General features: G+C 58.1%; 22 protein-coding genes and 1 tRNA gene. 8 read left to right on the top strand and 15 right to left on the bottom strand.

The genetic code is table 11. The annotated features are described in order from the left end of the window. Nucleotides 1–14 precede the first annotated feature (14 nt). Both AC0IXA_RS18800 and AC0IXA_RS18795 read left to right on the top strand, forming a co-directional pair. On the top strand, nucleotides 15–317 hold the full coding sequence (locus AC0IXA_RS18800) for a hypothetical protein (RefSeq protein ID WP_016774048.1): 303 nt from the start codon (nucleotides 15–17) through the stop codon (nucleotides 315–317). Nucleotides 318–607: 290 nt separating this feature from the next. Continuing rightward, nucleotides 608–820: a cold-shock protein gene (locus AC0IXA_RS18795; RefSeq protein WP_003179963.1), complete on the top strand. Its 213-nt coding sequence runs from the start codon at nucleotides 608–610 to the stop codon at nucleotides 818–820. 65 nt (nucleotides 821–885) lie between these two features. On the opposite strand, the gene AC0IXA_RS18790 is transcribed toward AC0IXA_RS18795, so the two are convergent. After that, on the bottom strand, nucleotides 886–1,203 hold the full coding sequence (locus AC0IXA_RS18790) for an I78 family peptidase inhibitor (RefSeq protein WP_471814306.1): 318 nt from the start codon (nucleotides 1,201–1,203) through the stop codon (nucleotides 886–888). Between the two features lie 166 nt (nucleotides 1,204–1,369). Further along, the gene (locus AC0IXA_RS18785; RefSeq protein WP_016774046.1) at nucleotides 1,370–1,672 is read right to left on the bottom strand and encodes a hypothetical protein; all 303 of its coding nucleotides are present in this window, start codon (nucleotides 1,670–1,672) and stop codon (nucleotides 1,370–1,372) included. A 130-nt stretch (nucleotides 1,673–1,802) separates the two neighbouring features. Between AC0IXA_RS18785 and AC0IXA_RS18780 the strand changes: the two genes are divergently transcribed. Next, nucleotides 1,803–2,003, top strand: coding sequence for a hypothetical protein (locus AC0IXA_RS18780; protein ID WP_016774045.1), 201 nt, complete (start codon nucleotides 1,803–1,805; stop codon nucleotides 2,001–2,003). A 34-nt stretch (nucleotides 2,004–2,037) separates the two neighbouring features. Here AC0IXA_RS18780 and AC0IXA_RS18775 read toward each other — a convergent pair whose 3' ends face one another. The 8 genes from AC0IXA_RS18775 to AC0IXA_RS18740 form a co-directional block, all read right to left on the bottom strand. After that, nucleotides 2,038–3,066, bottom strand: coding sequence for a nucleoside hydrolase (locus AC0IXA_RS18775; RefSeq protein ID WP_016774044.1), 1,029 nt, complete (start codon nucleotides 3,064–3,066; stop codon nucleotides 2,038–2,040). Between the two features lie 31 nt (nucleotides 3,067–3,097). Beyond that, nucleotides 3,098–3,502: a D-ribose pyranase gene (gene rbsD, locus AC0IXA_RS18770; protein WP_471814305.1), complete on the bottom strand. Its 405-nt coding sequence runs from the start codon at nucleotides 3,500–3,502 to the stop codon at nucleotides 3,098–3,100. Beyond that, nucleotides 3,499–4,416 (bottom strand): ribokinase, encoded by a 918-nt coding sequence (gene rbsK / locus AC0IXA_RS18765; RefSeq protein WP_471814304.1) that lies wholly within the window; start codon nucleotides 4,414–4,416, stop codon nucleotides 3,499–3,501. The genes rbsD and rbsK overlap by 4 nt, the downstream gene beginning before the upstream one ends. 24 nt (nucleotides 4,417–4,440) lie before the next feature. Then, on the bottom strand, nucleotides 4,441–5,460 hold the full coding sequence (locus tag AC0IXA_RS18760) for a LacI family DNA-binding transcriptional regulator (RefSeq protein WP_471814303.1): 1,020 nt from the start codon (nucleotides 5,458–5,460) through the stop codon (nucleotides 4,441–4,443). Nucleotides 5,461–5,463: 3 nt separating this feature from the next. Next, on the bottom strand, nucleotides 5,464–6,441 hold the full coding sequence (locus AC0IXA_RS18755) for an ABC transporter permease (protein WP_016774040.1): 978 nt from the start codon (nucleotides 6,439–6,441) through the stop codon (nucleotides 5,464–5,466). Next, nucleotides 6,438–7,991 carry a sugar ABC transporter ATP-binding protein gene (locus tag AC0IXA_RS18750; protein WP_471814302.1) on the bottom strand — a complete coding sequence of 518 codons (1,554 nt, stop codon included), beginning with the start codon at nucleotides 7,989–7,991 and terminating at the stop codon, nucleotides 6,438–6,440. Before AC0IXA_RS18750 ends, AC0IXA_RS18755 begins: the two co-directional genes overlap by 4 nt. 55 nt (nucleotides 7,992–8,046) lie before the next feature. Beyond that, entirely contained in the window at nucleotides 8,047–9,003 is a 957-nt protein-coding gene (locus AC0IXA_RS18745; RefSeq protein WP_471814300.1) for a substrate-binding domain-containing protein, read from the bottom strand. A gap of 198 nt (nucleotides 9,004–9,201) precedes the next feature. Then, complete coding sequence (locus AC0IXA_RS18740; protein ID WP_016774037.1) at nucleotides 9,202–9,651, bottom strand: hypothetical protein; 450 nt, start codon at nucleotides 9,649–9,651, stop codon at nucleotides 9,202–9,204. Nucleotides 9,652–9,987: 336 nt separating this feature from the next. On the opposite strand from AC0IXA_RS18740, the gene AC0IXA_RS18735 reads away from it, so the two are divergent. From AC0IXA_RS18735 to AC0IXA_RS18725, 3 genes are all read left to right on the top strand, one after another. Next, nucleotides 9,988–11,076, top strand: coding sequence for an asparaginase (locus AC0IXA_RS18735; protein WP_122747214.1), 1,089 nt, complete (start codon nucleotides 9,988–9,990; stop codon nucleotides 11,074–11,076). Nucleotides 11,077–11,273: 197 nt separating this feature from the next. Continuing rightward, complete coding sequence (locus AC0IXA_RS18730) at nucleotides 11,274–11,543, top strand: DUF1654 domain-containing protein (RefSeq protein WP_122610297.1); 270 nt, start codon at nucleotides 11,274–11,276, stop codon at nucleotides 11,541–11,543. 4 nt (nucleotides 11,544–11,547) lie between these two features. Then, nucleotides 11,548–12,237, top strand: coding sequence for an endonuclease (locus AC0IXA_RS18725; RefSeq protein WP_024012402.1), 690 nt, complete (start codon nucleotides 11,548–11,550; stop codon nucleotides 12,235–12,237). 82 nt (nucleotides 12,238–12,319) lie between these two features. Here the strand turns inward: AC0IXA_RS18725 and AC0IXA_RS18720 are convergent, their stop codons facing one another. Then, entirely contained in the window at nucleotides 12,320–12,685 is a 366-nt protein-coding gene (locus AC0IXA_RS18720; protein ID WP_024012401.1) for an SPOR domain-containing protein, read from the bottom strand. A gap of 250 nt (nucleotides 12,686–12,935) precedes the next feature. Between AC0IXA_RS18720 and csrA the strand changes: the two genes are divergently transcribed. Beyond that, nucleotides 12,936–13,130 carry a carbon storage regulator CsrA gene (csrA, locus tag AC0IXA_RS18715; RefSeq protein WP_003179932.1) on the top strand — a complete coding sequence of 65 codons (195 nt, stop codon included), beginning with the start codon at nucleotides 12,936–12,938 and terminating at the stop codon, nucleotides 13,128–13,130. 216 nt (nucleotides 13,131–13,346) lie between these two features. Here csrA and AC0IXA_RS18710 read toward each other — a convergent pair whose 3' ends face one another. Together AC0IXA_RS18710 and AC0IXA_RS18705 are read right to left on the bottom strand one after the other, a co-directional pair. After that, complete coding sequence (locus AC0IXA_RS18710) at nucleotides 13,347–13,802, bottom strand: DUF2214 family protein (protein WP_471814296.1); 456 nt, start codon at nucleotides 13,800–13,802, stop codon at nucleotides 13,347–13,349. Between the two features lie 464 nt (nucleotides 13,803–14,266). Beyond that, nucleotides 14,267–14,343: transfer RNA gene (locus AC0IXA_RS18705), tRNA-Val, on the bottom strand. Between the two features lie 183 nt (nucleotides 14,344–14,526). Between AC0IXA_RS18705 and AC0IXA_RS18700 the strand changes: the two genes are divergently transcribed. Further along, nucleotides 14,527–15,810: an NAD(P)/FAD-dependent oxidoreductase gene (locus AC0IXA_RS18700; RefSeq protein WP_125926745.1), complete on the top strand. Its 1,284-nt coding sequence runs from the start codon at nucleotides 14,527–14,529 to the stop codon at nucleotides 15,808–15,810. A gap of 132 nt (nucleotides 15,811–15,942) precedes the next feature. On the opposite strand, the gene AC0IXA_RS18695 is transcribed toward AC0IXA_RS18700, so the two are convergent. Together AC0IXA_RS18695 and AC0IXA_RS18690 are read right to left on the bottom strand one after the other, a co-directional pair. Then, nucleotides 15,943–16,914: an XdhC family protein gene (locus AC0IXA_RS18695; RefSeq protein ID WP_471814294.1), complete on the bottom strand. Its 972-nt coding sequence runs from the start codon at nucleotides 16,912–16,914 to the stop codon at nucleotides 15,943–15,945. Between the two features lies 1 nt (nucleotide 16,915). Further along, a complete protein-coding gene (locus tag AC0IXA_RS18690) occupies nucleotides 16,916–18,151 on the bottom strand; it encodes a c-type cytochrome (protein WP_471814292.1) in 1,236 nt (411 codons plus the stop codon). Between the last annotated feature and the right edge of the window lies 1 nt (nucleotide 18,152).

Here is an 18,152-nt window from a genome sequence, read left to right as displayed (position 1 = left end):
AGGAGCATCCTCGCATGCGTCTGAAAAGCTTATTCGCCGTCGTCGCCCCCGTCGTCCTGCTGCTGCCACTGAGCGCCCATGCCGACTGGCCGAAAGGCGAGCGCGAAAAGTACATGGCCCAGTGCACTCAGGCTGCGACCCAGCAAATCGGTGCTGCAGCGGCGAAATCCCACTGCGCTTGCGGAGCTGACGCCATCAAGTCCTATCCGGCCAGCGACATTCAGGCGCTGATGGACAACAAGGCGACTCCTGAATTGCAACAGAAAGCCCTTGGCCAGATCGCCAAATGCAAGGCAAATACCGCCCCGAAAAAATAAGAAAACCGGGTATTAACATCGGCTGAAAGGCGGAAAAAAGTGCTGGAAATGAGCCTTTTCAGACGATTTATGCAGGTTTTACAGGTTTTTTTATCGTCTTTACGTTTCGCTGAAAGCCTTTCAAACCGGGGCTTTCAGCAGAAACGGGTGGTAAAGAAAACACGACTGATTGGCAAACAGCACGTCCGGGGGGCTCCCAAAGCGAACATTTCGACTATGATACCCGGGTGTGCCCAGTTGGCCTGAGCAGCACAGTACTACTGAAAATATATGTTTCTTGGAGATACACCATGTCTAATCGCCAAACCGGCACCGTTAAATGGTTCAACGATGAAAAAGGCTTCGGCTTCATCACTCCTCAAGGTGGCGGTGACGACCTGTTCGTACACTTCAAAGCTATCGAATCCGACGGTTTCAAAAGCCTGAAAGAAGGCCAGACCGTCTCTTTCGTGGCTGAGAAAGGCCAAAAGGGTATGCAAGCTGCACAGGTTCGCCCAGAGTAATTTCTCGGCGCACTAAAAAAACCCCGTCCTGGTGACGGGGTTTTTTATGCCTGACACAAAAGGACTCAGCCGCAGCTGACGCGAGTAACTACCAGGTTGTTGTCGGTGTTCAGGTTCAGGCGATCGGAGCGGTATTCCAGGGTGATCATGTCGTTTGGCTTGAGGAAGCGCGCATTTTGCGCCCCAGCCTTGGCACGTGCCTGATCCAGCAATTCAGGGGATGCCTTCTTGCCGATGGCGAATTGCGCTGCCGATGCTTCGCAGCGGCTGTTCCCCGATTCAGCAGCCACGGGTTCCTTTGCCGACTCGCTGGAGGTTGTGCTGCAACCAGCCAACAGCGCAGCGGCCATCAGTGCACCCAGTGTCGCGAACTTCAAAGGCATGAAGCCTCCTTGTTTTCAAATGTTTAAGCAGAGATCGTGCGACCGCCAATGCGGCGTTTGGTTTCAAGGCTCAAGCCATGCCCTGCCCCACGAGCGGAAAAATGCCGAGTTTGCCTGAGCTGCGCGCGGCGACTCAGCAAACAATCGTGACTGAATATTAACGACCTCAATAAACGTCGATGTAGTCATACGGCGGATTCGGCCAGTTGTCCTTGAGCGCGTTGAAAATCTGCATCACCCAGACTTCATCACTGGCTGCGACGTTCCCCACATAGCCGGAGCCCTTTGCCCAGGTTTCCAGGCGAAACAGCAGACCGTCGATATCCTGCCCACCGGTCACGGTGGACAGATAGGCGATGCCGTCTTTGGTCACGCGCAATTGGTTGTGTACGTCGTCACTGGCTGAGGCGAGCAATTGGCGCACTGCATCGAGTGTGAGGCCGTCAGGGCTATTCAGATCGATCTGCACAACAGGGTCCTTGGTAAGCCGGAAAAGACCAAGTGTCGCATAGCGCTCCGCTCATGCCTAAGTCGCAGTGCCAAACGCCGCGCAAAATGGTTAACTCGAAAAACAGACATCCTGACCTTTCGAGCCTCCCATGACCAGTGTAAGCATCGACGCCGCCATCAACGCCAAATGGGCCGAAGGACACAGCTCTTACAGCCCCGGCACGACGGAAGAACTGGCGCTGATCGGCATCGATCTACTGGTCAAGGAGTTGGGGATAGAAGCGGCGCAGCATTTTATCAACCAGGTATTCGAACGCTATCCGATCGGCCAGGCCGAACAGCCGCAGTGAAAACCCGCAGGCAAACTGCCTGCGGGTCGACGACTTATTTCAGGCGTTTCAGGCGCTCGGTCAGCAGATCAAAGAATCCCTGGGCGTCGCCATTTTCGACCCAGAATGCATTCTTCGGCGCTTTCAGGCCGTCATACCAGTCAACGATGGTCTGGCCGAATGTCGGTCCTTCACGGCTATCTACCACGACGTTGACCGCCCGACCGGTAAACAACTCAGGCTTGAGCAGATACGCCACAACGGTGGCGTCATGCACCGGGCCGCCGGGAATGCCGTAGTGCTCCATATCGCCCTTGATGTATTCGTTGAGAATGTCGCCGACGATCTTGCTCGCATTGTTGTTCAGCGCGGCGATCTGCTTCAGGCGTGCATCGCTGGTCAGGATCTTGTGGGTCACGTCCAGCGGCAGATAGGTGAGTTTCACCCCGCTCTTGAGCACCACCTCGGCAGCCTGCGGATCAGCGAACAGGTTGAATTCAGCCACAGGGGTGATGTTGCCACCGTTGAAATGCGCCCCGCCCATGATCACCACTTCCTTGATGCCCTGAACGATCTCCGGCTCCTGGATCAACGCCAGAGCCAGGTTGGTCTGCGGGCCGAGCATGGCGATGGTGATGCTGTGCGGTTTGGCCGATTTAAGAGTGTCGATCAGATAATTGACCGCATTTCCTTTCGCCAGGCCTTTCTTTGGCTCGTGAACCGTCACGCCCGACAAGCCTTCCTTGCCATGAATGTTCTCGGCGTAAATCGGCGTGCGCATCAGCGGCTTCGGTGCGCCAGCGTAAACCGGCACATCTTCGCGCCCCGCCCATTCGCGAGCCAGCCGCGCGTTACGCGAAGTCTTGTCCAGGCGCACGTTGCCGGCCACGGTAGTCAGAGCGCGAATATTCAATTCATCCGGCGACGCCAGAGCGAACAGTAAGGCGACCACATCGTCAGCGCCCGGATCGGTGTCGATGATCAGGTCGATCTTTTCCGCCGCCTGAGCGCCGGTCGCAGTAATCACGGACAAAAGCAGCAGCCCCCGAAGCAGTTGATGGAGTTTTTCAGCATAGCGTTGCATGGCGCATTCCTTGTGCAGGTGAGATCGGAAATCAGAATGTAACCCCGGCGACCAGAACGATGTTGCAGTACGGCTGACATTCTCCTGTACGAATGATCGCCCTGGCTTGTCGGCTCAGTACCTTGAACTGCTCATGGGTGAGCAGATCCCTACGGCCCAGCGCGCCCTCTTCGTTCAACGCGTCCAGATCGGCCAGCGCCGAGGGCTGCTTATCGAAGATCTCTCTGGCCAGCACATGGCTTTCTACGTGCATCTCGCTGAGTACGACTTTCAGCGTGCTGACGAAATCAGGGATGCCATGGGTCAGCGCCAGATCAATCAGCTCGACACCCGGCGGCACGGGCAAACCGGCGTCGCCGATCACGACCATGTCACCGTGGCCAAGCGAAGCGATCAGTCGCGACAGCGCGACGTTGAGTAATGGAGTCTTTTTCATGCGGGTCTGAACGCCTGTACTTCGGACATGGTTGGAATTGACGGTTGTGCACCGGCACGGGTAACCGACAGTGCAGCGGCGATCTGACCGTAGCGGATCGCCTCGTCCTCGGATTTGCCATTGGCCAGCGCTGCGGCGAAACCGCCGACAAAGGTGTCGCCTGCGGCCGTGGTATCGACCGCCTTCACGGTCGGCGCGGGGAAGTGTTCGAAGCCCTGGCCATTGGCGAACAACGAACCCTGCGCGCCCAACGTGACAATGACTTTACCGGCGCCCATGGCAATCAACTGAGTGGCAGCCGTTTCTGCCGACTGCAGCGAGTCGACAGCGAGCCCGCTCAATGCGGCGGCCTCGCTTTCGTTGGGAATCAGATAGTCGATGGCGGCAAACCAGTCTGCCGGCAAAGGACGGCTGGCCGGCGCCGGGTTGAGGATGACGGTTTTGCCCAGTTCACGTGCACGCTTGAGCGCATGCCCGACCGTCGCATCGGGAATCTCGAGCTGACAGATCACCACATCGGCGGCTTGCAAAACCGCATCAAAACGGTCAATTACTGCTTCCGTCATTGCGCCGTTGGCACCGGCGACAATCACAATGGCGTTCTGGCTGTTGTCATCCACCACAATCAGCGCCACGCCACTGGAATCTTCTACGACGCTGACAGCCTGGCAGTCGATGTGCTCGGCGAGCAAGGCATCGCGCAATCGCACACCGTAGTCGTCATTTCCGACGCAACCGACCATCGCCACCTGCGCGCCCAGACGAGCAGCGGCAACTGCTTGATTGGCGCCCTTGCCGCCCGACACAGTGGCAAAGGAATGACCGATCAGCGTTTCACCGCCGCGCGGCAGCCGTGGCGCCCGGGTGACCAGGTCCATGTTCAGGCTGCCTATTACCACTACATTTGCTGGCATACATCACTACTCATCAATTCGGTTTCAGCGATATTCGGTGAACACGCCGGACAGCGGCGCGGTCGATTCGCGCAGGACAATACTCGGGGTCACGATGCGTTGATCGGTGCCCGATTCCGGCGCAGCAATTCTGCGCAACAGCACTTCGGCGGCCATCTCGCCCAGTTGCAGGATCGACTGGCCGACCGTGGTCAACGCCGGATAGACATAACGACTCATCTGAATGTCATCGAAGCCGATCACCGACAGCTCGGCCGGCACCCGAATATTCCGTTCAGCCGCCGCACGCAGCACACCGATGCCAATCATGTCGTTGCCGGCAAAAATCGCGCTGGGTGGATTGCTCTCGAGCAGTCGGGCAGCGGCGTTGTAACCGCCGGTGCTGGTGAAGTCGCTTTCGAGCATGCGCTCTTCGCGCACCTCGATTCCCGCCTCTTGCAGCGCTCGGCAATAACCGGCCTGACGCATTTGCGCCACGCTGGTACTGGCCGGACCGCCGATGGTGGCGATGTCGCGATGCCCCAACTCGAGCAGGTGACGGGTTGCCAGATAAGCGCCGTATTCGTGGTCGATGCGCACCAGATCGGCATTTACACCTTCCAGGCCCCGGTCGACGATGACCATCGGCGTCTTCACGCCCGCCAGCCCTTGCGCCAGACCACTGTCACCGCCGGCGGAGGCGACGATCAAACCGTCGATGCGCTTTTCCAGCAACACACGCAAATAGCTGCGCTGCTTGTCCGGGTTGTCGTCGGAGTTACAGAGGATCACGCAATAGCCGTTGCGCTCGCAGTAATCCTCGATTCCGCGCGCCAGTTCAGCGAAGTACGGGTTGAGGCTGTTAGGCACCAGCAGGCCGATGGTCGCCGTGGTTTTGGCTTTCAGCGAGCGCGCCACGGCACTGGGCACGTAGTCGAGGCTCTTGATCGCCGCCTCGACTTTGCGCCGCACTTCCTGACTGACCGGGCGGGTGTTGTTCACCACGTGCGACACGGTCGTGTAGGAAATGCCCGCGAGCGCCGCTACATCCTTGATCGTTGCCATGGTTCAGCCCCGGCGACTGGCGCGTTGACTGCGATAGGTGTCGAGCACCACAGCGATAACGATTACCGCACCGGTGATGATGCGCTTGGTTGGTTCCGTCGCACCAATCTGCGCGAGACCGGCCGCGAGCACGGAGATGATCAACACCCCAAAGAATGTGCTGATCACCGAACCGCGCCCACCCATCAGGCTGGTACCGCCGATAACCACCGCTGCGATCACTTGCAGCTCAAGGCCTGAACCTGCGTTCGGGTCAGCCGCTTCCAGACGTGAAATCTGAAACAACGCAGCGATGCCCGCCAGCAACCCCATCAGGCTGAACACCAGAATCTTGTAGGGCTTGGGATTGATCCCGGCCAGACGCACGGCCTCTTCGTTGGTGCCGATGCCGATCAGGTAGCGGCCGAAAACAGTGCGAGTCAGAACCGCCTGCGCGATGAAGATCACCAACAAAGCGATGATGAACGACGGGGAAATGCCGAACGCGATCGGATTCGACAGCCAGGCGAACGCATCGCCAATGTAGGCAGTGCGCGACCCGGTCATCTGATACGCCACACCGCGGGCCATTTCCAGCACGCCGAGGGAGACGATGAACGACGGAATCCGCCAGGCGACGGTGATCGAGCCAGTGATGGTACCGGCCAAAGCCGCCACCGCCATGCCGAGCAGCGCCGCTGGCAAAACGCTCCAGCCCCAGCCGAGAATCGCAACGCTGACCGTCGATGCGGCCAGCGCGAGGACCGAGCCGACGGACAAATCGATGCCGCCGATGATCAGCACAAAGGTCATGCCCACCGCCAGCACCATCAGGTCGGGAATCTGGTTGGCCAGGGTGCTGAAGGTGTTGTACGAGAGGAAATGGCTGCTCAGGACCGAGAACAGCGCAATCATCGCCAGCAAGGCACCGGCCAGGCCCAGATAAGTACCCAGGCCGAAGAAATTGCCACTACGTTTACTGGCAGAAGATGCAGTTTTCATGGGAGATCCCTAGGCGCTGCTTCATTGAGCAACGCATCACGTTTCTGGTAGCCGGCGAAAGCGGCGGCAAGCAAATCATCCTGGGTCCAGCTGTCGCGCTCGAAGGTGTCGATCAGACGTCCCGCCGAGAGCACGCCGATCCGGTCGCATATCAGCATCAACTCGCGCAAGTCACTGGACACCACGACCAACGCCTTGCCTTGGCGGGTCAACTCGCCGAGCAAACCGTAAATATCGAACTTGGCACCGACATCGATCCCACGAGTGGGCTCGTCGAACAGCAGTACCGAACAGTCGCGCTCCAGCCAGCGGCCGATCACGACCTTCTGCTGATTGCCGCCGGACAGTTCCGAGACCAACTGCGTCGGGCTAGAACTGCGGATACGCATGGCTTCGATCTGACGCTGCGCCAGGGAAATTTCGTCGCCGTTGTTGACGAAACCACCACTGGAGATTTCCGGCATGTTGCCCAAGGCGATGTTGGCGCTGATCGACTGACTGAGCAGCAGCCCTTCGCCCTTGCGATCCTCGGTGATCAACGCGATGCCATTGCGTACGGCATCGACTGGCGAGCGGACACTCACGACTTTGGCCGGCGAGCCGAGCGCGATGGTGCCGCTGTCGGCAGCATCGGCACCGAAGATCAGCCGCAGCAATTCCGTGCGCCCTGCCCCGATCAATCCGGAAATGCCGAAAATCTCCCCGGCATGCACTTCGAAGGAGACGTCGCGGACTTTGTCCGAACGCGTCAGGCCGTTGACCGTCAGCGCCGGAGCACCGATCTTGCGCGGCCCCATGTCGATGTGTTCGCCCAGTTCGCGACCGACCATCAAGGTGACCAGTTGCTCGCTGTTGTAGTTGGCCATCGGCTCGACGCAGACCAGATTGCCGTCACGCAGCACAGCAATACGCTGCGCCACCCGCGCCAGTTCTTCGAGACGATGAGAGATATAGATGATGGAAACGCCGCGAGCCTGCAATCGGGTGATCTGTTCGAAGAGCATTTCGACTTCGCGCGCCGTGAGCATCGCGGTCGGCTCATCGAGGATCAGCACGTGGCAATCGCCGATCAGGTTGCGCGCGATCTCGACCATCTGTTGATGACCGATACCCAACTCCCCAACCAGTGTGTCCGGGTCGATCGCATCGAGGCCGACTTGCGCCATGGCTTCGATCGCCGCCTTGCGCAACTGCTTGCGGCTGATCCAACCCGCGCTGCTCGGCAGATTATCCAGAAACAGGTTTTCCGCCACCGACAGCGTCGGCAACAGATTGAGTTCTTGCATGACCATGCGCACGCCAAGCTCTTCAGCCTGGGTACGGCTGCCCGGACGATAGTCCTTGCCGTGGAATTGCATCTGGCCGGTGGTCGGCGTGACCAGACCACCAATGATCTTCGACAGGGTACTTTTGCCGGCACCGTTTTCGCCGGTCAGCGCCAGTACTTCACCGCGCATCAGCGTCAGATCGATGCCGGTGAGCACCGGTTGCGCATAGGTCTTGCCGATACCGCTGACCGAGAGGACAGCGTTCGGGGCGGAAACTGACATAGAAATCTCCATGCGCTCGCCCGGACGGACGAGCGCCGTTGTGTCGCCAGATGACTTACTGGGTGACCAGTTCGACCGGTGTTTCGATCACGCCGTTGGCACCGCTGTCGACTTTCTCGCCTTTGATGATCTTCAGTGCGGTTTCGATGCCGAACACGGCCTGCTTGGCTGCAAACTGGTCAGCAGTGGCCAGCACGCGGCCGTCCTTGAGCATTGGCTTGATCGCATTGATGTTGTCGTAACCGACGACTTTCACCTGCCCAGCCTTACCAGCGGCACGGACTGCGGAAACGGCGCCGACCGCCATGCTGTCGTTACCGGCCAGCAGTGCTTTGACATCCGGGTATTCACTGAGGATCGAAGCGGCAACCTTGTTGCCCTTGTCGATTTCCCAATCACCGGATTGCAGCGAGACCACTTTGATCTGCGCGGCTTCCATCGCGTCCTTGAAACCGGCCGTGCGCGCCTGTGCGTTGGTGGTAGTGGACACGCCTTCGATGATGCCGACCTCGTCGCCCGCCTTCAGTTGCTTGGCCAGGTATTCGCCAACCAGACGTGCACCTTTGCGGTTGTCCGGGCCTACGAAAGGCACGTTGATGTTTTTACTTTTGACTACGGCGGGATCGAGCTGGTTGTCGATGTTGATCACCGTGATACCGGCGTCTACGGCCTTCTTGATAACCGGCACCATGGCTTTGGAGTCAGAAGGCGCGATCACCAGTGCATTCACCTTGGCCAGGATCATCTGTTCGACGATGCGAGTCTGGCCAGCGGTGTCGGTTTCGTCTTTGATACCGTTGGAGATCAGATCCAAATCGGCGGAGTGTTCTTTCTGGTAGGCTTTGGCGCCGTCTTCCATGGTCAGGAAGAATTCGTTTGCCAAGGATTTCATGACCAGCGCGACTTTGGGTTTTTCTGCGGATTCGGCGAAAGCCGAGGAGACAGGTAGTGCGGCGGCTGTGGCAGCCAGCATAGCGACAGCAAGAAGACGTGCGGCGAATGGCAGCTTCATGGGTTCACTCCGATCTTATGATTATTGTGAGCAACGTTTGCGCTGACGTAAGCTACGTCACGGCACCGGGAGAAAATGCCCTTCCAAGCCGCGCAAACGTTTGCGTAGACCGAACTATGAGAATCCCGCCGACATTTGTCAACAATCAGAAATCGTCTTTTGTTGTAGGTCGAATCGCCGAATTGGCAATTTGGCGCTTCAGGCAGTCGTATTGACCAAGCCGCCGCTGGGAGCGCTTTTCGACATCTCCTTGACCAACGCACCCGCCACTTCTGCCAGTGCGGCGCTGGTTTGCGCGATCTGGCCCTGAATCGACATCACAGCCTGGGATTTCGCTTCGGGAGTCGGATAGCTTGCAGCCTGAGCCGCAGCCAGTTGCTGTTGCTGCTCCTGAAGTTGCTTTTGCAATTCCTTCATCCGCTTGAGCAGTGTCTTGACGGTGATGCTGAGATTGCTGTCAGCCTCGGTTTCACTGTTTTCCTGCACAGGACCACCACCAGTTCTGACCTGATTCTTTTCAGTCTTCTCGGTACCCAGCGCCTGCGCCGAAGCCTCATTGGTCGCGTCGTTCAGGGTGTTGATCGTGGCTGCAGTTTTACCGCCGATGGTGACTGCAGCGGGATTGGCAAAACCGACCGTCAGTGACATGTGAACTCCTAAGATTTGGTTTCCTTGAGGACGCATCGGCCTGGGAGCACATTTCTTTAGCAGGGATTTGTCACCCGCCTGGCTTTTCAGAGATTGCCTATCGGCGAGCCGAACAAGAATCCCGCTGTCGTTCGGAATCCCGGATGGATGGGTCCTCAACGATGCTCCAGCCACCGACAAATGTTGATGTAAATCATTGGGTTAAACATTTTCCGCCAGCACATTACGCATGGTATGAATCCTGCTCCCGTCCTTGCACCTCAAGCATTCAGATCGGCTTGGGGCGCATCTAGATGAACCTGCATCAGCACCGTCTCACGACTAGAGAGAAAAATAATGAAATCTGCTTTCAATACCTTGATTCCGGGCGCATTGGCCCTCCTGCTGCTCCTGCCTACTGCCCTTCAGGCAAAAGAAGTCGAAACCCAGACCAAACTGGCCAACGTCGTTGTTCTCGCCACCGGCGGTACCATCGCCGGCGCTGGCGCCAGTGCCGCCAACAGTGCCACTTACCAAGCAGCGAAAGTCGGTATCGAGCAACTGATTGCCGGCATTCCCGAGCTGAGCAAACTGGCTAACGTGCGTGGCGAACAAGTCATGCAGATCGCTTCGGAAAGCATCACCAACGACAACCTGCTGCAATTGGGTCGTCGCGTTTCCGAACTGGCTGACAGCAAGGACGTCGACGGCATCGTTATCACCCACGGTACCGACACCCTCGAAGAAACCGCTTACTTCCTGAACTTGGTCGAGAAGACCGACAAGCCGATCATCGTCGTCGGTTCGATGCGTCCGGGCACTGCCATGTCGGCAGACGGCATGCTCAACCTGTATAACGCCGTCGCCGTGGCGAGCAGCAAAGAAGCGCGCGGCAAAGGCGTGCTGGTGACCATGAACGACGAGATCCAGTCCGGTCGCGACGTCAGCAAAATGATCAACATCAAGACCGAAGCATTCAAAAGTGCCTGGGGCCCGCTGGGCATGGTGGTCGAAGGCAAATCCTACTGGTTCCGCCTGCCGGCCAAGCGTCACACCATGGATTCGGAATTCGACATCAAAAACATCAAGAGCCTGCCTGACGTGGAAATTGCCTACTCCTACGGCAACGTCAGCGATACCGCCTACAAGGCACTGGCCCAAGCCGGCGCCAAAGCCATCATCCACGCCGGCACTGGCAACGGTTCGGTATCCTCTCGTGTGGTTCCATCCCTGCAAGCGCTGCGCAAGGATGGCGTGCAGATCATTCGTTCATCCCACGTCAACGCCGGCGGCTTTGTCCTGCGTAACGCCGAACAGCCTGACGACAAATACGACTGGGTTGTCGCTCACGATCTGAATCCGCAGAAAGCCCGCATTCTGGCGATGGTCGCACTGACCAAGACCAACGACAGCAAAGAGCTGCAACGGATGTTCTGGGAATACTGATTGTCCTTCGCCTGATCACGTCTCGATCGGGCAATTGCGCACCACCTGCCAGCTTGGCAGGTGGTGCCCCGCTTACACCCTTCCAATACTTTTCCCACAAAAATCTCGACAAGCCCTACACCAAAATCGGAAACCCGCTGTCAGAGGATTTTCTTGAATTTTAAGCAGTTGCGAAATCGCTTACAGTTAAATACTGTATGCACGTACAGCTTAATAAGGATAACCTCGTGGCCACCTCTCCTGCTGCTCCTGACGCTTACGACCGCATGGGTATGCGCGTTCAGAAAATCATCAATTCCCCCACCGCACAAAAAGCCAAAGCCGCACTGATATTCCGTCTGCCGGATGAGCCGATGGACGACTGGGAGCGCTTGCTCGAGGAAATCGACGAGAACGACAACGTTACCCTCGCTTATCGCGATGACGGTGGCGTGCAGATTTTTTGGGTTGTGCCGAAGGAAGATTGACTCAATGAGTGTCCGCTGTGTTGCTTTGCTGTTGTTGTTTTTCGCCATGGGTGCCCAGGCTGGCGCCCCACGTACATTTTCCGAAGCCAAGAAAGCCGCGTGGAAACTTTATGCACCGCAGTCCACGGAGTTTTACTGCGGCTGCAAGTACACCGGCAACAAGGTCGACCTGAAGGCTTGCGGCTATGTGCCGCGCAAGAACGCCAAGCGTGCATCGAGAATCGAATGGGAGCACATCGTGCCGGCCTGGCAGATCGGCCATCAGCGACAGTGCTGGCAGCAAGGCGGACGCAAAAATTGCACGCGTTACGATCCGGTTTATCAAAAGGCCGAAGCTGATTTGCACAATCTGGTGCCGAGCATTGGAGAGGTCAACGGTGACCGCAGCAACTTCAGCTACGGCTGGTTGCCGGTGCAGTCCGGTCAGTATGGCTCTTGCCTGACGCAGGTCGACTTCAAGGCCAAGAAGGTCATGCCCCGCCCTTCGATTCGCGGCATGATCGCCCGCACGTATTTTTATATGAGCAAACAATACGGACTGCGCCTATCGAAGCAGGATCGGCAGTTGTACGAAGCGTGGGACAAGACCTATCCAGTGCAGGACTGGGAACGTCAGCGCAACCAGAGCGTGGCGTGCGTAATGGGGCGCGGCAACGAGTTTGTCGGCTCGGTAAATCTGAAAGCCTGCGGCTGATTGCAGTGGAAATAGAAAGGCCTCGAGCGTTATGCTCGAGGCCTTTTTAATGTCTGTTCAGCGTGTTTTGAAGGCGCTTCCCTTATGGCGTTAGGGGATGCTCGATCACCACCGATTCGATATTTTGTTTCTTGGCTTTTACCAGCGCTGCATCGACCTGCACCTTGCGCGCCTCGGCGTCAGCTTGGGAATTGAACGGACCGATCAGAATTCGTGTTTTACCGCTGCCGTCCTTGACGACCGTCGGAACGAAAGCGTGCTCGATCAACCAGCCGCTCAGGTCACTGACGGCCTGAGGAGTCTCGCCACGCACTTCCAGATCCCACTGAGGCGCAGCCGCCGCCGGCGCTGCCGCGACCTTCGTCTCAGGCTTCGGCGCATCTACATTCTTGCCTTCACCGCAGCCTGCCAATGCCAGTGCCGCTACCAGCCAAACCAATTTGCGCACAACGCTTCCCTCGGAATTCGTAAAGCGGCGATCTTATCATTCAAAAATACTTCGCGAGCCCCGCAAAATGGGCACAAAACAACGAGAATGATGATTGCAGCCTCTGTATAGTTACGCCCTGGGAATTAATGCCGCTTCTGCGCGTCAGAAAGAGGCACCCAAACCGTGAGACTTCGCACTAATCTATAGATACCACCGACCTCTGCACTGTCTGAATCAGGTGCCCTACAAAGCAATCAAGGAGAAGACCATGCTGATACTCACCCGCAAAGTCGGTGAAAGCATAAACATTGGTGATGACATCACGATCACCATCCTCGGAGTCAGCGGCCAACAAGTCCGCATCGGTATCAACGCTCCGAAAAACGTGGCAGTGCACCGTGAAGAAATTTACCAACGCATCCAGGCCGGCCTGACCGCTCCGGACAAGCCGCAAACGCCCTGAGCCACTTAGCATTACGGAGCCAGTCCTATTGCCGTCGCGCAAGACTGGCTAAAGATTCACGCGCCGTTTAGCCATCCGCATTTCACCCCGCTGGGCACGGCGCCTGAAGCATGCTGACTCCTTTCACTTGCCCCCTCCTTTCTTGCGCCGATATTACCTTTCACTCCTGGAGCTGGCTGTCGGACGTTTCCGATAGAGCACGGAGAATTTCGCCTTCTAAGCGAATATCACGCCACGCGCCATGCCTGTCGCCGCGACCATCATCAGGATCAGCAGCAGCGCTTCAACATGACTGATTCGCGCGTACAACTTCGCACGTCTGCTATCAAGCGCCACACCGCGCGAGGATGCGATGCGCCATTTGATCAGCGTGATCATCGGTGCAAGCTCCATCAGTAGTATCAGCAAGAACAGCGTCATCTTCAGATGAAACAGCGGCTGATGCAGGTAATAGTCAGAGCCTTTCTCGTAACCACCAAACGCACGCATCGCTCCGGTGATAAGCAGCGTCAAAGCTGAAAGCCCCCAAAGGTTATCCGCGAGCAGAACGCGCTTGACCTCTCCCGTGCCCGCCGAGAGCTTTCGCAAAGCTGTGCCGCGCGTCAGCGCCGCCCAGAAAGCCAAGGCAAACGCGAATAGATGAATAGCGGCCAGGACCCACTGACTCAGCATCGACGCACTCCTTTATAAAGAGTTGAAAATCGGCCAGTCAGTAGTAGACGAAAAAACCGCGCCTCGCTTGGAGGTGATGGAGAGACAGGCGCCCAAACGCCAAATCGCAGGCAAAAAAAATCCCAAGCAGCTGATGGAAGCTTGGGATTTAAAAATGCATAAACCGTGGTGGTGAACGCGGAACGGATGTTACTTAAATTCCCAACATACAACAAGGCTTTTTCGATAACCGGTTGGAGAAAAAGAGCTGTAAGCCTTTGGATATTCAGGTGTTTTCCACAACGAAATGGAAGAAGAACGCACCAAAATGGCGCTTGATCATTTTGCGCAAACAGTAATGAATGGAGCGCTGATCAGAGCGAAGCGGAAAAGACCGGGACAAGCGTTGCGCAAATCGCAGACAACAAAAAAGGGCCCACCTTTCGGTGAGCCCTTCCAGACCGCCCAGCAGAGCGGATTTTGTTTGGTAGGCGCGATTGGACTCGAACCAACGACCCCCACCATGTCAAGGTGGTGCTCTAACCAACTGAGCTACGTGCCTGCTGTGAGGCGGCATTCTACGGAATTCCGAAGGGGTGTCAACACCTTTTTTTCACCTAACCCTATGAATATGCAAAATATTTAATTTCGCCTCAGCGACGAAGAGTTTCCGGTGGCTGGCGGAGGTTTTTCAACTCGGGTAGGATCGACGCACTCGTAAAATATATTAAACAGAGGCGGCAGGATGGCGAACACCCAATACCCAGAGTCTTATTACGCTGCGTCGGCCAATGCCGTACCACCACGCCCTGTGCTGCAGGATGATGTGGAGACGGACGTCTGTGTGATCGGCGCCGGGTATACCGGGCTGTCGTCCGCCCTGTTCCTGTTGGAGAACGGTTTTCGCGTAACCGTGCTGGAAGCGGCGAAAGTCGGTTTTGGCGCCTCGGGCCGCAACGGCGGACAGATCGTCAACAGCTATAGCCGCGACATCGACGTCATTGAACGCACGGTCGGCCCCAAGCAGGCGCAACTGCTCGGCGAAATGGCCTTTGAAGGCGGCCGGATCATTCGCGAGCGCGTGGCCAGATACAACATCCAGTGCGACCTGAAGGACGGCGGTGTATTCGCCGCCCTTTCCGCCAAACAAATGGGGCACCTGGAATCGCAAAAGCGCCTGTGGGAACGCTTCGGCCACACCCAGCTGGAATTGATGGATCAACGCCGCATTCGCGAAGTGGTGGGTTGCGATCAGTACGTCGGTGGCATGCTCGATATGAGCGGCGGCCACATCCATCCGCTGAACCTGGCGCTCGGCGAAGCGGCGGCAGTCGAATCTCTCGGCGGCACCATCTATGAGCAATCTCCTGCCGTGCGCATCGAGCGCGGTGCCAATCCGGTTGTGCATACACCGCAGGGCAAGGTCAGGGCCAGGTTCATCATCGTCGCCGGCAACGCCTACCTCGGTAATCTGGTGCCGGAACTGGCGGCCAAATCGATGCCGTGCGGTACTCAGGTGATCACCACCGAGCCACTGGGCGATGAGCTGGCGAATGCGCTATTGCCGCAGGACTACTGCGTGGAGGACTGCAACTATCTGCTCGACTACTATCGCCTGACCGCCGACAAGCGCTTGATCTTCGGTGGCGGCGTCGTTTACGGCGCTCGCGATCCGGCGAACATCGAAGCGATCATCCGCCCGAAGATGCTCAAGGCTTTCCCGCAACTCAAGGACGTGAAGATCGACTACGCCTGGACCGGCAACTTCCTGCTGACCCTGTCGCGCTTGCCGCAGGTCGGGCGCCTGGGCGACAACATCTATTACTCGCAGGGCTGCAGCGGTCACGGCGTCACCTACACCCACCTGGCGGGCAAGGTCCTCGCCGAAGCGTTGCGCGGTCAGGCCGAGCGCTTCGATGCCTTTGCCGACCTGCCGCACTATCCCTTCCCCGGCGGGCAATTGCTGCGCACACCGTTTGCCGCGCTGGGTGCTTGGTATTACGGGCTGCGCGATAAGTACGGCCTATAAACATCATTGTGGCGAAGGGATTTATCCCCGTTGGGGGGGGTGCGCAGCGCCCCCTCTTGAGCAGGAGGGAACTGCTGCGCAGTCCAACGGGGATAAATCCCCTCGCCACAGTAGATTCAGCAAGGCTTAGGATCAGAGCTGATCCCGAGCGATCCCGCTACGAATCCGCAGGATATCCGCCAGCACCGCCAGCGCAATTTCCGCCGGGGTCTTGCTGCCAAGGTTGAGGCCGATCGGCGCATGAATCCGCGCCAGCTCTGCCTCACTCAAGCCACCAATGCGGCGTAAGCGCTCGAACCGTTTCTGCGACGTCTGCTGCGATCCCATCACACCGATGTAAAACGCCTCGGTGCGCACCGCTTCCATCATCGCCAGATCGTCGATGCGCGGATCATGGGTCAACGCCACTACCGCCGTATCGCGATGACAACCACCGTCGGCAATGAACACCGAAGGCAACTGTCGACGGATTTCCACGCTATTGAGCACCACGCCTTCAAGCACTTCATCACGCGGATCGCAGAGAATCACTTCGAAGCCAAGTCCTACCGCGAACTCGGCACAGGCCTGCGCCACACTGGAGTAGCCGGCGAGCAACAAACGCTGTGCTGCACCAATACGGATGCGCACCCGATCGATCTCACGCTCGATCCGCGCACCCTGCTCGCGATCAGCAAACAGAGCGCGCGCACCGCTGGCCAGATCGACTTCGCGAAGCAGACGACGCTGACCCAGCAGCGCTGATTCCAGTTCACGCAGATGCGCCTGCACCGCGCAGTCGGCGTCAAGTTTCTCCACCAACACATCGAGAATGCCACCGCAAGGCAGACTGACCCGCGAGCGCGGATCATCGCCTTCGCCGTAACGCACGACGCTTACTGCTTCGAGAAACGCACCTTCGGCAACGCGCTCAAGAAAATCCTCCTCGACGCAACCGCCCGACAGCGAACCGATCCACTGCCCGCCTTCGTTCACCGCGAGCAGCGAACCCGGCGCGCGCGGTGCCGAGCCGTAAGTGGTCAGCACCGTGCACAGCCAGATTCGCTGCCCGGCCACCGACCATTTCAGCGCCCTACGCACCACTTGCAGATCGAGATGCTGCATATCAGTGGGCCTTGTGCTCGACGCTCGGCGCGTCGGCTTGCAGCTTCTGCACTTCGCTCACCGCCAGCTCAGCGCCCTGCCCGCCCCAACCCTGACGCAGGTAGTTGAGCAGATCAGTCAATTGCTCAGGACTGAGCTTTTCAGCAAAACCCGGCATCGGCTGCATGTGCTCGAACCCGGAGAACTTCTGTTCGCCGATGCCGTCCTCGATCACTCGCAACAGATTGCGCGGATCTTCCAGACGCAACGTCGTGTTGCCACGCATGGCCACTGCAATGTGCGGTTTGCCTTCACCGCCAACCGCGTGACAACCGGCGCAGACGTTCAGATATTCCTGACGGCCGCGCTGGGCACTCGCGCTGAGCTTGTCCAGCGGTACTTCGACGAGCTCTTTGGCTGGTGGCGGTTGCTCGCCGAGAAGGAATGTCGCCATTGCTGCCAGATCAGCATCGCTCAGACCTTGAGTGCTGTTGTGAAACACCGGGAACATTTCGTTGAACATCGTTCCTTGCGCGCTCATGCCATGCTTCAGAAACGTGCTCAGATCCTGCTGATTCCAGCCGCGCGCGGCCAGGTCGGTGGCCAGCAGGCTCGGTGCCAGATAACCATTGAGAATGCCGCCGGTCATGCGCTTGTCCATTTGCATCGCGCCGGGCAGGCCGCGTGGCGTATGGCATTCGCCGCAGTGACCGAGAACGTCGACCATGTACTGGCCGCGCTTCCACTCCTCACTTTTGCCTTCGGCCGGCTCCAGCTTGACGTCTTTGCCGTAGACCATGTTCCAGCCGGTCAGGCCCAGACGCACGTTGAACGGAAAGCTCAGGCTGGTCACCGGCGCGGCGCGTTCGATCGGCTCGATGGTTTTCAGATACGCGTGAATCGCATCGGAATCGGCGCGCGGCATCAGGTGATACGAGGTGTACGGCATCGCCGGATACAGATTCGCACCGTCGCGCCGCTTGCCTTCGGTCAACGCAGCGAAGAACTCATCATCGCTGTACAGACCGATGCCGTGCTCTTTGCTCGGGGTGATGTTGGTGCCGTAGATCGTGCCAAATGGCGAGACGATCGGCAGGCCGCCGGCATAGGGCGCGCCACCCGGTGCGGTGTGGCAGGCCATGCAGTCAGCGGCGCGGGCGAGGTATTCGCCGCGCTTGATCTGATCGTCGGCGTGGGCCGCCATAAGCGGCGCAGCCAGTCCGACCGCGAGGGCCAAGCGGGTCAGTAAACGCTTCATG

The organism is Pseudomonas sp. AC083, from assembly GCF_979253165.1.
The sequence above is the reverse complement of the archived record's forward strand: the minus strand, read 5'-3'. Positions and strand labels throughout refer to the sequence as shown.